General features: G+C 39.1%; 14 protein-coding genes. 3 read left to right on the top strand and 11 right to left on the bottom strand.

Annotated features, from left to right (window positions below):
- Window positions 1-15 precede the first annotated feature (15 nt).
- Both CGC63_RS07130 and CGC63_RS07135 read left to right on the top strand, forming a co-directional pair.
- Window positions 16-507, top strand: coding sequence for a hypothetical protein (locus CGC63_RS07130; protein WP_004221890.1), 492 nt, complete (start codon window positions 16-18; stop codon window positions 505-507).
- A gap of 101 nt (window positions 508-608) precedes the next feature.
- On the top strand, window positions 609-2,030 hold the full coding sequence (locus CGC63_RS07135; protein ID WP_004221888.1) for an FAD-dependent oxidoreductase: 1,422 nt from the start codon (window positions 609-611) through the stop codon (window positions 2,028-2,030).
- 5 nt (window positions 2,031-2,035) lie between these two features.
- Here CGC63_RS07135 and CGC63_RS07140 read toward each other — a convergent pair whose 3' ends face one another.
- The 3 genes from CGC63_RS07140 to CGC63_RS07150 form a co-directional block, all read right to left on the bottom strand.
- Window positions 2,036-3,103, bottom strand: coding sequence for a tyrosine-type recombinase/integrase (locus CGC63_RS07140; RefSeq protein WP_004221886.1), 1,068 nt, complete (start codon window positions 3,101-3,103; stop codon window positions 2,036-2,038).
- Window positions 3,104-3,305: 202 nt separating this feature from the next.
- The gene (dtd, locus tag CGC63_RS07145) at window positions 3,306-3,755 is read right to left on the bottom strand and encodes a D-aminoacyl-tRNA deacylase (protein WP_004221883.1); all 450 of its coding nucleotides are present in this window, start codon (window positions 3,753-3,755) and stop codon (window positions 3,306-3,308) included.
- Window positions 3,756-5,069, bottom strand: coding sequence for an AI-2E family transporter (locus CGC63_RS07150; RefSeq protein ID WP_004221882.1), 1,314 nt, complete (start codon window positions 5,067-5,069; stop codon window positions 3,756-3,758).
- Between the two features lie 284 nt (window positions 5,070-5,353).
- On the opposite strand from CGC63_RS07150, the gene CGC63_RS07155 reads away from it, so the two are divergent.
- Complete coding sequence (locus CGC63_RS07155) at window positions 5,354-6,070, top strand: tRNA lysidine(34) synthetase (RefSeq protein ID WP_004221879.1); 717 nt, start codon at window positions 5,354-5,356, stop codon at window positions 6,068-6,070.
- A 176-nt stretch (window positions 6,071-6,246) separates the two neighbouring features.
- Here CGC63_RS07155 and CGC63_RS07160 read toward each other — a convergent pair whose 3' ends face one another.
- From CGC63_RS07160 to CGC63_RS07195, 8 genes are all read right to left on the bottom strand, one after another.
- On the bottom strand, window positions 6,247-6,876 hold the full coding sequence (locus tag CGC63_RS07160; protein ID WP_004221878.1) for a cytidylate kinase-like family protein: 630 nt from the start codon (window positions 6,874-6,876) through the stop codon (window positions 6,247-6,249).
- 88 nt (window positions 6,877-6,964) lie between these two features.
- Window positions 6,965-7,882 (bottom strand): RluA family pseudouridine synthase, encoded by a 918-nt coding sequence (locus CGC63_RS07165; RefSeq protein ID WP_004221872.1) that lies wholly within the window; start codon window positions 7,880-7,882, stop codon window positions 6,965-6,967.
- 3 nt (window positions 7,883-7,885) lie between these two features.
- Window positions 7,886-8,404, bottom strand: coding sequence for a signal peptidase II (gene lspA, locus CGC63_RS07170; protein WP_004221871.1), 519 nt, complete (start codon window positions 8,402-8,404; stop codon window positions 7,886-7,888).
- On the bottom strand, window positions 8,401-9,513 hold the full coding sequence (gene aroB / locus CGC63_RS07175; protein WP_004221869.1) for a 3-dehydroquinate synthase: 1,113 nt from the start codon (window positions 9,511-9,513) through the stop codon (window positions 8,401-8,403). The genes lspA and aroB overlap by 4 nt, the downstream gene beginning before the upstream one ends.
- Window positions 9,514-9,529: 16 nt before the next feature.
- Window positions 9,530-10,282 carry a YlmH family RNA-binding protein gene (locus CGC63_RS07180; protein WP_004221865.1) on the bottom strand — a complete coding sequence of 251 codons (753 nt, stop codon included), beginning with the start codon at window positions 10,280-10,282 and terminating at the stop codon, window positions 9,530-9,532.
- Between the two features lie 9 nt (window positions 10,283-10,291).
- Window positions 10,292-10,870, bottom strand: coding sequence for a cell division protein SepF (locus CGC63_RS07185; RefSeq protein WP_004221864.1), 579 nt, complete (start codon window positions 10,868-10,870; stop codon window positions 10,292-10,294).
- Between the two features lie 20 nt (window positions 10,871-10,890).
- Window positions 10,891-11,586, bottom strand: a complete 696-nt coding sequence (locus CGC63_RS07190; protein ID WP_004221863.1) for a YggS family pyridoxal phosphate-dependent enzyme — start codon at window positions 11,584-11,586, stop codon at window positions 10,891-10,893.
- A gap of 20 nt (window positions 11,587-11,606) precedes the next feature.
- Window positions 11,607-13,142 carry a biotin/lipoyl attachment domain-containing protein gene (locus CGC63_RS07195; RefSeq protein ID WP_004221862.1) on the bottom strand — a complete coding sequence of 512 codons (1,536 nt, stop codon included), beginning with the start codon at window positions 13,140-13,142 and terminating at the stop codon, window positions 11,607-11,609.
- Between the last annotated feature and the right edge of the window lie 18 nt (window positions 13,143-13,160).

The following is a 13,160-nucleotide window of genomic DNA, read 5'->3' on the forward strand; positions in this document are numbered from 1 at the left end:
AAAAAGGATTTTTTTATGGATTATAGTAATTATGAAAAAGTAGTCGGAATTATTGAGCGTATCACGCATGGAAATTCCTGCTGTACCATGGTGATTTCCCTAAAAGTTGAAAATAAGGAAAACGAAACAATCAATTTTATTCTCACAGGAGATACCACAGTTATTCACAATGTACGTTTAAGACCGGGAATGAGGATTGCCGCTTTTTATGACACAAGCTTGCCTGCGCCCGCCATTTTTCCTCCCCAGTATCAGGCGGAGCTGATTACGGCGCTCAGGCAAAATCAAGAGGTTATGCTGGCTTATTTTGATGAAAACTTAGAAGCGCAGGGGCAGTCTTTAAAGCTGAATTTAAGTCCTATGACAAATATTTCTACCATTAATGGTCAGAGATATGCCTGTGCGCCTATAAACATGGAGCTTTTGGTGTATTACACTGCTGCAACGAAAAGTATTCCTCCACAGACTACACCGCAGAAAATTATTGTGCTGTGTCCTTATGAATAAGAAAGCTGCCTGTATGACATATTATTTATTGTATGGGAAATGGTGTCCTGTGCAATAAAAACGCTGTGCAGAGAATGCACTGCGGCGTATAGGAGTAGTTTATGAAATCAATTTGGAGAGAAACCTGTGAAATAGAAGAACGAAAACCTTTAGATGAGAATATAGAAACAGAGGTTGCAGTGATAGGCGCGGGAATGACGGGAATTTTAGCTGCTTATTATCTGCAAAGAGAAGGAAAAGATGTCGTGGTTTTGGAGGCAAAGAAAATAGGAAGCGGGCAGACGCAGAATACAACAGCAAAGGTTACGTCCCAGCATGGGTTGATTTATCATTCTTTGTTAAAACAATATGGCAAAGAAAAAGCGCAGCAGTATGCGCTGGCAAATGAAACGGCAATCCGTGAATATCAGAATATCATTACAGATTTGCAGATAGACTGCGATTTCGAATATAAAAATTCTTATATTTATTCCAAAAGCCGAAAAGAACTGGAAGCAGAGGCAAAGGCAGCCTGCCTTTTAGGGCTTCCTGCGGCGCTTGCTAAAGAGGAGCTTCCATTGCCTTTTCCTGTATGGGGCGCAGTGGAGTTTCAAAATCAGGCACAATTTCATCCACTGAAGTTTTTAAAAGCCATCAGTGAAAAAGTGAAGGTTTATGAGAATACAGAAGTGGAAAGGGTAGAAGGGAATAAGCTTATAACAAAACAGGGAAGTGTGCAGGCAGAAAAAATTATTTTTGCCTGTCATTTTCCTTTTGTGAATTTTCCCGGAATGTATTTTGCAAGAATACATCAGGAACGTTCTTATGTGCTTGCTCTAAAAGATGCGTCACAGGTAAACGGTATGTATATGGGGGCAGAAAAGGGAGATTATTCTTTCCGTAATTATGGGGAATATTTGCTGCTGGGAGGAATGGGACATCGCACAGGGAAAAATGCAGGGAGCTATGAAGCGCTGCGAAAGGCAGCAGAGAAATGGTTTCCAAACAGTCAGGAAATTTACCATTGGTCAGCGCAGGACTGCATGACATTAGACAAAATCCCCTATATAGGGCAGTATTCCAAAGAAAATCCGGATTGGTATGTTGCCACCGGATTTCAAAAGTGGGGAATGACAACTGCTATGGTGGCGGCGCTTATTTTCCGTGATTTGATTTGCGGACAGGAGGTCTTTTACAAAGACGTTTTTTCGCCTTCCAGATTTTCTTTGGGCAATTTACCTGCGCTTTTGGCAGAAACAGGACATTCCATAAAAGGACTGGGAAAACGTGTGCTTTTTATACCGGGAAAGGAAGTCGAAGATATCTTGCCGGGACAGGCAGGAGTGGTGCTGTACAAAGGTAAAAAAGCCGGCGTTTATAAGGACATGGAGGGCAAAATTTATGCCGTGGATATCCGATGTCCTCATTTGGGGTGCCAGCTGGAATGGAATGCAGCAGAATTAAGCTGGGATTGCCCCTGTCATGGCTCACGGTTTGATTATCGTGGAAACTTATTGAACAATCCGGCTCAGAAAAATATCTGACAATATCAATCTTCTAATTTTTCTCTTAAAACAACAGCCTTGGAAGCAGACCTGCGGCGCTCATCGCTTAATTTGGCATAGTGTTTCTTTGTAGTATTGACGTCAGAGTGTCCTAAAACGTCTGCAACCAGATAAATATCACCGGTTTCCCGATAGAGGGCAGTGCCGTAGGTGCTTCGCAATTTGTGGGGTGTAATGGTTTTTACCGAAACAGCAGAAGCATATTTTTTTACCATTTTTTCTACGGCGTCTACGCTGATACGTTTTCTCTGACCGGAGAGAAAGAGCGCATCCTCATGGCCGGAGAGGGGAGTAATGCTGTTTCTGGAAATTTCCAGATAATCCTTTAAAGCTTGCTCCACTTCAGCGCCAAAATATACAATCATTTCATTGCCGCCTTTTCGAAGAATACGGATGCCGTTATTTTTAAAATCAATATCACCAATGTTTAAGCCCACTAATTCGGATACACGAACACCTGTTCCTAATAGAAGAGTGACAATGGCAATGTCACGGTATTTTTGTTTATTATAGTGATAAAGCTTTACACCGGATAATTGTTTTCCATAATTTTCGATATAGTCCAGAAGATTGGCAACTTCATCAGGGTCCAGCTGGATAATGGCTTTTTCTTTGATTTTCGGCATATCTACAAGGCGTACGGGATTTGATGTCAATAATTGGCGTTTACACAGATAATCATAAAAGCTGCGAAGGCAAGACATTTTTCTGGCAATTCCGGTACGGGAATTGGTTTCTAATTTATTGTCCGCAGATTGATAAGCCTTTAGATATTCCTGAAATTCTTCAAAGTCCACAGGCTCAAGCAGGGATAAATCCTGAATGGAGATTTCAGACAGAGATTTTTCCTTTAAAGAAGGATTTGTTTCTTGTAAAAAACGGAAAAAAACACGTAAATCATAAGCGTATGACAAACGGGTTTTGTCTGAGGTCGTGGGTTCTTTAGCACGGAAATAATCCTTGACATAAGGAGGAAGCTCTGTTAAAAATTCACGAAGCTTTACAGTATTTTCAATTTTTTCTTGTTCACGATATGTAATTGGCTTTGCCATAAAGTACCTCCCAAAATATGATTTTCAAGAGTAGTTTAACATGGTTTCTGTGAAAAGTCCATAGTTTTTCGGTTAAATCTGTATTTGTCCGCTAAACTAATCGAATAAGAAAAACACCTTTTAAACTGCTGTTTTCAATTTCAAAGATGTTTTTCTTCTGATTTTTTCATTTTTTTAAATTTTTAAAAAATTATTTTATTTTTTATGCAAATGTATTCTCATCTAATAAAATGGTAAACGGTCCTTCGTTAATCAAAGAAACTTTCATTAACGCACCGAATTTTCCTGTTTGCACTACGGGAACAAATTCTTTTACTTTTTCTACCATATATTCATAAAGCTGTTGCGCCTTTTCAGGTTCTCCCGCATCAAAGAAGCTTGGGCGGTTTCCCTTCTTACAGTTGGCATATAAGGTAAATTGTGATACCAGAAGGATTTCTCCGTTTACGTCTTTTAAGGAAAGGTTTGTTTTTCCGTTTTCATCTGTGAAAATACGAAGATTTACCATCTTTTTTACGTATTGGTCTATGGTCTCTTTGGTATCGTTTTTGCCGATACCCACCAGAACCAAAAATCCTTTTTGAATTTCTGCGATGCTTGCTCCCTCTGTTTCTACGGAGGCATGGCTGACTTTTTGTATAACCAGTTTCATTTACTTCTCTTCCTCTTCTGCTTCTTTTTTCTCTGCCTTAGCCTGTGGTTTTTCAGAAACGGGATGTTCCTCTGAAAAATGGATAGGTTTTAAGGTTTCCGGATTAATATAGGCAATATCCTCATAAAAAGCTTCTTCCGTAGGCATTGCTTTTTTCTTTAACTCATGGTTTCGGAAGCACTTAATTCCTGCCATAAAGACTGCCCATAAAGGAACACCGATAATCATTCCCGGAATGCCCATCAGACCGCCGAATAACAAGATTGCTACGATTACCATAAAGCTGGATAAGCCCGTGGAGTCTCCCAGAATTTTCGGCCCTAAAATATTTCCGTCAAATTGCTGTAAAAGCAGAATGAAAATCAGGAAATACAGACAGTGCATAGGATTAACCATTAAGATAATAAAGGCGCTGGGAATTGCCCCAAGGTACGGTCCGAAAAACGGAATAACATTGGTTACACCTACTACTACGCTGACAAGAAGTCCATAAGGCGTACCGATAATGCTGGTACCGATATAGCATAAAATACCGATAATAATGGAGTCTACGATTTTACCGCTGATAAATCCGCCAAAGGTACGGTGGATGAAGCGGAATGCCGTTACAATGCTGTTGGCGTTTTCTGTATCAAAAATTGCATATACCAGCATTTTGGACTGAGTGACAAAAGCCTCTTTTCCTGCCATCATATATACAGAAATAATCAATCCGATTAAAAGATTTTTAATGAAAACCAATGTTCCGAATACACCTGTGGTTAAAGACTGAAGAAGCTGCTTAATCTGTGGCAGAACTTCAACGTTTAAAAAGGTTTCGATTTTGGGAGAATAACGGTTCAAGTAATCAAAAACCGTAGTCTGCCATTCCGGATTATCCTTTAAAAGTGACTCCAGCCAATGGCGGATATTCTGCACATAGCGGGGGGAGTCATTGATAATGCTGATAATACTCTCCAAAATACTTGGCATAATCATGGCAAGCAGAGAATAAATCACAAGACCTGCAAAAACCAATGCAAAAGCAATACAAATATAGCGGATAATTTTTTTATGCTTTTTATCCAAGGCTAGATGGCGCTTTTCTTCCAAAATGTAATAAATTCTTCTTTCCTGAAAGTTCACTACCGGTATTAACAGGTATGCAATAATCGCACCGCAAATAACAGGCATTAAAATACTTGCCAAATTCTTAATGCGCCCAAGAAAAATATCCATACGAAAAATAATAAAATAAAACAAAAGGCTGGCACAAATAACTGCAAATGCAGTTGTACCCCAGTATAAATACTTTTTATTCCAACGAAACTTCATACGTTTCCTCCTTTCTTTTCTTTATATAACGTGCAAATATTACCACGTACGCAGGCGAGGAAGCGCTTGCAAAGCATTTTCTCGACAAGCCGTGGGTTGCCGGTATAAACCGACACATTTATGTGGCGGCAAGCCAATATTATTGGCTTGATTTGCACAACGTGCAAATATTATACCACGTATTTCCTTCTTTGTGTTCACAAACACAGAAAAAATCTTTCTTTTTTTCATTATCTATGCTATGCTCTCTGAGTAAGCAGAATGATATTTGAAAGGATAGATTTATGACATTACAGAAATTATTAAGCCTTACCAGAAAGGCGGTAGATGAATTTCAACTGATAGAGGAAGGAGATAAAATTGCCATTGGGGTTTCGGGAGGAAAGGACAGCCTTACCATGCTCTACGCCCTTCACGGTCTGATGCGCTTTTATCCAAAGCATTTTCAGCTTGAGGCAATTACAGTTGATTTGGGGCATAAAGACTTCTGCGCCGACAAAATTCAACGATTATGTGACAGCTTGGAAATTCCTTTTACTCTTGTAAAAACAGATATTGCTCCGATTATTTTTGAGGAGAGAAAAGAACAAAATCCCTGCTCTCTCTGTGCCAAAATGAGGAAGGGTGCATTGAATAATGCGGCGAAGGATTTAGGCTGTAATAAGGTGGCTTACGCCCATCACAAAGATGATGTAGTAGAAACCATGCTGCTTTCTTTAATTTACGAAGGAAGATTTCACACATTTTCTCCGAAAACGTATTTAGACCGTATGGATTTAACGGTTATTCGTCCTCTGCTTTATGTAAATGAAGCGGATGTAATCGGTTTTAAAAATAAATATCAGTTGGATATTGAGAAAAGTCCCTGTCCGGTAGACGGATATACCAAACGGCAATATGCGAAGGAGCTTTTAAAGACACTTACAAAGGAAAATCCGGGAGCAAAAGAAAGAATGTTTACGGCAATACGAAACAGTTCGATTTCGGGCTGGAGTAAATAAAGAGGAGCTGTCGCTTTAAATACATATTTCGAATATTTATACATTTTACGCTCAGTCTGCGCTCACTTTGAACTTGTAATTTCAAGGTGTGATTGACAAATTTGCTGAAAATATATAAATATTTTTGAATAATGTTAAAGAGACAGCTCCTCTTATCTTATCTTAATTATTTTTTGTCAGATTTTACGGTTCTTTAATTCCAACATTTTTTTAATCATTTCTACACAGCCGTCAATGCCGAAAACACCGCTGTCCAGACACAAATCATATCCGGCAGCCTCTGCCCATTTCTTGCTGGTGTAATAATTATAATAGCTTGCTCTTTGCTTGTCGGTTTTACGTATTCTATCCTTTGCCGCTGAGTCAGAGAGCTCATATTTTGTTGCAATACGGCGAATTCGTTTATCTAAATCCGCATGAATAAATACGCTGAAAGCGCCTTCGTAATCGGACAGAGCATAGTCTGCGCAACGACCTACCATAACACAGGACTCTTCCTGAGCCAGTTTTTTAATCGCATCAAACTGAGCCAGAAAAACCTTATGATTGATGGGCATATCTGCAAAAGCTGCGGAAGAATAACCAAAGGAATATGTATCCATGACTAAGGAGTATAAAAAGCTGTTTGTGGGCTTTTCATCATGATGCTCGAACAATTCCTCGCAAATACCGCTGTCCTTTGCTGCTTGATTTAATAGCTCTTTGTCATAGCATTTAATACCTAATTCCTCTGCAAGACGCATTCCGATTTCACGTCCTCCGCTTCCGTATTGACGTCCGATTGTTATAACTGTATTTCCTGCCATAACCACCACTCCTCTCTTTTATGCAATGCTGATTTTGTTCTTACTGTTATTATAATCCATTTTTTGGTGAATGTATATATTTTTTTGACTATTTTCTGAAATTTTTTAGCAGTTTTTCAAAATACTCTGGAAGCGGTGCAGTAAACTCCATATATTCATTAGAAACAGGATGAAGGAAACCAAGAACCATAGCATGGAGTGTCTGCCCCTGCAAATTAGGAAGGGCAGATTTTTTCGGTCCGTAAACAATATCACCTAAAAGGGGATGCCCGATACTGCTCATATGTACACGGATTTGATGGGTACGGCCTGTTTCCAGCTCACATTCTACATAAGTAAACCGGTCAAACCGCTCCAGAACCTTGTAGTGAGTGGTTGCAGGCTTTCCGTTTCTTACGTTTATTGCCATTTTTTTTCGGTCGGTAGGATGTCTTCCGATAGTTCCTTCGATTGTGCCGAAGTCCTCTTTTAATCGTCCATGAACAATGGCACGATAGAGGCGTGTAATGCTGTGTACTTTTAACTGCTCTGCCAGACTTTGGTGTGCCAAATCTGTTTTACATACGACTAAAGCTCCTGTTGTGTCCATATCAATTCTATGCACAATTCCCGGTCTTAATACCCCGTTTATTCCCGAAAGCTGGTCTTTACAGTGAAACATTAAAGCATTTACCAATGTTTGGGAATAATGCCCTGCACTGGGATGCACCACCATTCCCTTTGGTTTATTGACTACCAGAAGCTGCTGGTCTTCATAGAGAATATCAAGGGGGATATCCTCCGGTACAATATCCGGTTCTTTATTTTCCGGAATAAAAATACGAACTTCATCATCTTCTGCTACTTTTAAGCTGGCTTTGGCTGTTTTTTCATTGACGCTGACATTTCCGTCTTTAAGCTGTTTTTGCAGAAAAGAGCGGGAATAATCGTTCATAACCTCAGCCAGATATTTGTCAATTCTCTCTCCGGCGTATGCAGAGTCCACCTGCAAACAAAGCTGTTTCATAAATCAGACTCCTTTATTTTTCCATTTTAAAAATTCAAAATCTTCGTCTTTGTAATAAAATAGGACAACGATAAATAAGAAAACCATACCTACACTTACGTAGATATCCGCCACATTAAAAACAGGGAAATCAATGGGCGCAAAGTAAATAAAATCAATCACATAATCAAGCCGTACTCGGTCAATCAGATTTCCGATGCCTCCGGCAGTGATTAAGAAGCACAGTAATTTCAGATAAATGTATTTTTTATCTGCGGGAATTTTCCATAAAACATAGCAGACGCCAACTAAAATCAGGCTGGTTAAAAGAACCAGAAAGATTTTCCGGTCTTGAAAAATCCCAAAGGCAGCTCCTCTGTTTTCCAGATATTGAAAATATAGCACATCGGGAATTAAAGGAATGTCTGCTTTGCCCTTTAAATTTTTAACAGCCAGAAGCTTTGTAAGCTGGTCAAAGCCTGTCAATAATGCAACTGCAACAAACAGTTGGATAAAAGAGAAGATACGTTGTTTTTTTCTCATAAAGCAGCCTCCTTATTTTCCTTACATATTTCCGTTATGGCTTCCGTTAAATCCTCATCGGAAAGGGAGGTATCAATTACTGCATTTCCGCATCCCTGAAGAAGAATAAAACGAATATGACCTTTGTCCATCTTTTTATCTGATTTTGTAGTCATGAGAATATCCTCGCAGGATAAGCCGCTTACTTTTACAGGTAAATGAAATGCGTTTAATTCTGTAAGAACTTGCATATATTCTTCTTTTGATAAGAAGCCCTTTTTCAAAGATAAGTAGGCAGCCGCAGCGCATCCGATGGCAACACAGTGCCCGTGATGAAGAGAGAAATCTTTTAATTTCTCCACTGCATGTCCGATAGTATGACCGAAATTCAAAACAGCACGTTCTCCGTGCTCTAAAGGATCGTTTTCAACTACGGTCTTTTTAATAACACAGCTTTTGTAAATCATTTCTTGACAAATAGCAGGCTGTCTTTCTGTGATTTCCTGTTTATGGTCCAAAAGCCATTGGCTGTAATCCTTGCTGCGTATAAAACCGTGCTTTACCACTTCTCCCATTCCGCTGATAAATTCTGTTTCCGGCAGTGTTTTGAGAACCTGTACATTTGCATAAACAAAAAGAGGCTGATGAAATGCGCCTACCATATTTTTATACTGACCGAAATCCACTCCTGTTTTGCCTCCGATACTGCTGTCAACCTGAGCAAGCAGTGTGGTAGGAATTTGTACGAAATCAATGCCCCGCAGATAAGTGGCTGCGGTAAAACCGGTCATATCACCTACTACACCCCCGCCTAAAGCGGCCAGTAAATCGCCTCTGTCAAAATGATTGACAATTAAATGCTCGTAAATTCCTTCGATTTCTTTTAAGTTTTTGTTGGCTTCTCCGGCAGGAAGAACATAAGAGGTATAAATAAAATCTGTCTTTTTAAGTTCTTTTTCTACGGCGTCCAGATACAGAGGGGCAACGTTGCTGTCTGTTACAATACAGATTTTTCTTCCTTTTTTGTTTAACGCATTTAATTTCTCTGAAAGCTTTTCAAAGCTTTTTTCAAAGAAAATATTGTAATGAAAATCTCCGGCTTTTTTTACTTGTAAAACTTCCTGTTCCATTGAAAAATCCTCCTGTCTAACAATATTTATATAAAATCACATGGCTGCGATTTTTTTTCGTTTTACTGGTTACAGAATGAAACTGAAATTTGCCTTTTCCACGAACAGATACAATATCTCCCTCTTTCAATACATAACCGTTAGAGACAACGCTTTTCCCGTTTATGAATACTTTTCCGCTTTCAATATAAGAAATCATACTGCTTCTGGATGTGCGAAATGCCAGACCGATGACACTGTCCAGACGAGGGGAAGCAACCGTACCGGAAATTTCTTCTCGTTTGGGAGTTGGAAGCTGATTTTCTTCTGTAATTCTCTCTGCTTTTACAGGAGTATGTTTGATACGGCATATCTCATCGATTAAAAAATCGACCATAGAGGTGTGACAGAAAACAAAAGCGCCGTCTTCTTCTACTAATATGTCACCGATTTTACATCGCTCAATTCCCAGATTTAAAATAGAGCCCAGATAATCACGGTGTGTTAAAGTATCAGAAAATTTCCTGTTTAAAGGAGAGATTTTGATACAGGCAATAGGATAATCTTCTTTACAACAAAAAGCATCAGATACGAATGCCGCCATCTGACGCTCTGCTGTTTCATAGCCTCCGAATAACAGAACCTGAACTCCTGTATCTGAAAAAGAAAGGCTGTGAAGGATATTTTGTTCATTTAAATCTAAAAAATCAGAGTAAGTAAGAATTCCTCTGTAATAGGATTTCTTACTTAACTCTAACATACGCTTTTTAAATAATTCTTCTTTTTCCATAAGGCAAAATTAAATCCCCTCGTACATAGAAGCACCTGTGATGTCGTTGAGTAAGTCCTGAGAATCACCGGTAATATCCACACCTTCCGGTGTTAAGATGAAGATGTAAGAAGAAACCTTACGAATACTTCCCTGAATAGAATAACTTGCACCGGAAGTAAAATCAATAATATGCTGGGCAAGATTGATATCCAGACCTTCCAGATTTAAAATTACAGTGCAGTTATCTAACAGTGCATCTACGATTTCTGTGGCATCATCAAACTGTTTTGGCTTGATAACACAAACCTCACTGGAGGAAGCCGGTTTCTTCACATTATACATAGGTGTGACTTTGCTGGAAGCAGTGGAAGTCTGTTTTGCAGATTTTGGCTGTTTTGTTGCAGCAGTCTGTTTTTCTGCTTTTTTGTAGCTTTTTGAGGAAGGAATATCGTCAAAATCATCATCAAAGTCATCGTCTAATTTTTTGAAAAATCTTTTTTTCGGTTTTTCATCTTCAAAATCGTCATCTAAATCATCCAGAAAATCTTCATCGTCGAAGTCATCGTTTACTTTCACAGCATCTATAAATTTACCTAAAATATTCATTTTATAAAATCTCCTATCTGTTATATGGTATAATTTCTTTCCCCGAAGATACCTGTTCCCACTCGGACATGGGTAGCACCTTCTTCAATGGCAACCTCATAATCGCCTGTCATGCCCATACTCAGGACATCCATAGTAACATTATCAAAGTTTTTTCCTTTAATGTCAATACTTAAATTTTTTAATTTTTGAAAAATCCATCTGTTTTCTTCCGGATTTTCCACATAAGGCGCAATGGTCATAAGCCCTTTTATGGCAATATTGGGAAGAAGTGATATTGCTTCAATAAGAGGAAGCAATTCAGATGTACGTACACCGAATTTACTTTCTTCCTCTGCTACGTTTACTTCGATTAGGATTTTTGCCGTAACCTGTTTTTTCTGAGCCGCCTTGCTGATTTCTTCAGCAAGGCGCAGAGAGTCAACAGAATGAATGATACAGGCTTTATCAACAATATATTTTACCTTGTTTCTCTGTAAATGTCCTATCATGTGCCAATGAAGAGCAGAAGGAAGTATTTCTGCCTTTGCGGTAAGCTCCTGTACTTTATTTTCTCCGAAATCTCTTACATTTAAGGGGAGGAGTTCTTCTATCATAGAAACAGGCTTTGTTTTGCTTACTGCAATTAAAGTAACCTCCTCACGCTTTCTGCCCGCTCTTTTGCAGGCTTCTTCCACACGTTTTTCTACTTCTTTATAATTTTCACAGACGCTCATTGTGGTCTCCTTTCTCTGAATTAGTAAGTACCGGACAGAATATCTTCTTCCTGAACCTTTTCACCGTCCAGAACAATATAATCAAAAGGCTGAAGTCCGTAAGAAGTACCCTGTTCTACGATGCAGTATTCTTCATTTTGGTCAAGAATTTCGATTTGGCGGAATACAGCATAGCCCTTGTTCATACCGTATACCCCCTCCAGATAATCAACCTCTCCCATGACAAAGGTCTCGTTGGAGTCCGGTTTAATCAAAACATCGCCTTCTTGGAAGGTTTCCTTATCCACATAGCAATATCCGCCGGGAGTATCTGTCGTATCATAAGTAATTTCATTTCCTTCCTCGTCAATTTCCTTGTAAATGACAGGTTCTATAAATTCTGTGGTAGACGCTTTGTTTTTCTTCTGCAATTCTCTGATAAATCCTTTTCCTTCTGTGTTGTTTCCATTGGCAAGGAAATCTCTCGGAATGAGATAAAATTCTTTTGTCACAATAGAACTTACCGGTATTTTTAAACCGCTTCTGGTATTGACAACCAGCTCAATTTCAAGAAATCGGTCTGAAGCATAACGTGCCATACCATTTTTTAAATGAATTTGTGCAACCTTTTGGTCTCCGATTGTCACAATGGATAAAGCTCCGTTTTGGCTTTCTCCGTCTTTTAAGAATTTTACCTTAATGCTGCTTCGGTCTGCAATGGTAGCAGCCAGCTTGTCTGTAAGCGGAACCATTAAGGTCCATTCCTCACTGGTAATCACCTTATAGACCGGGTCGCCTTTTTTAATCTTTTCGTTGGTTAAAAGCTCTGTTTTTTTATAAGCTTTTTCATCAAAGTCACTTTCTTTTAAGGCTTCCGGTGTTTTTTTCTCATAGCCGTCTGTGGAGTAAACCACAACGCCTGCTTCCGGTGAAGTGAAGACCTTTTGATTTCCAAGAGAAACGGATGCGCCTACGGCTTGTCCCTTTAGAACATTGCTGTCCTCCTCGGCAGCTTCTGTGGAAGTATCTGTTTCGTCCATTATGCCGGAAGCATGAAGAATATTTCCTTGCAGCTCATATTTGAAGCTGTATGTATCATAAAAATCACTGCCTTGAAAGCCGTAGGAAAATTTTGCCATGTTTGCCCGCATCTTTTCCAACTGTTCTGCAGAAAGCTCTACGTCAGCAGCTTCTGTTTTTTTGTCATCCAATGCGTATACAGAGCCGTTCTTCCTTACCTGCATACCTTCTCGTGCATAATAATTAATATAACCGGAGCCGCCTGCCGGCACAAGCTGTTCCTCACGAAGCGCCAGTGCGCTGCATACAGGGTTTTTCGTTAAAGGCCCTACGGTAACCTGATAGGAGGTTACATGGTCGGAGGTCGCATATAAAACAACGGTAATTATCATGTAAAGCAGCAAAACACCAAACATAATGGTTGTAATATTAAAGGTCAGCAGCTTTTTTAAAAATAAAAAAAACTGCTTGAGTTTTTTTAAAATTTTCTTTCCGATTGACAACTTTAATCTCCTTTGTTCTAATTGTCTTTTCAGCATTATATTATATTTTAACATTTTCTATATGGAAGCACA

It is taken from the genome of Blautia hansenii DSM 20583, from assembly GCF_002222595.2.
Taxonomy (GTDB): Bacteria; Bacillota; Clostridia; order Lachnospirales; family Lachnospiraceae; genus Blautia; species Blautia hansenii.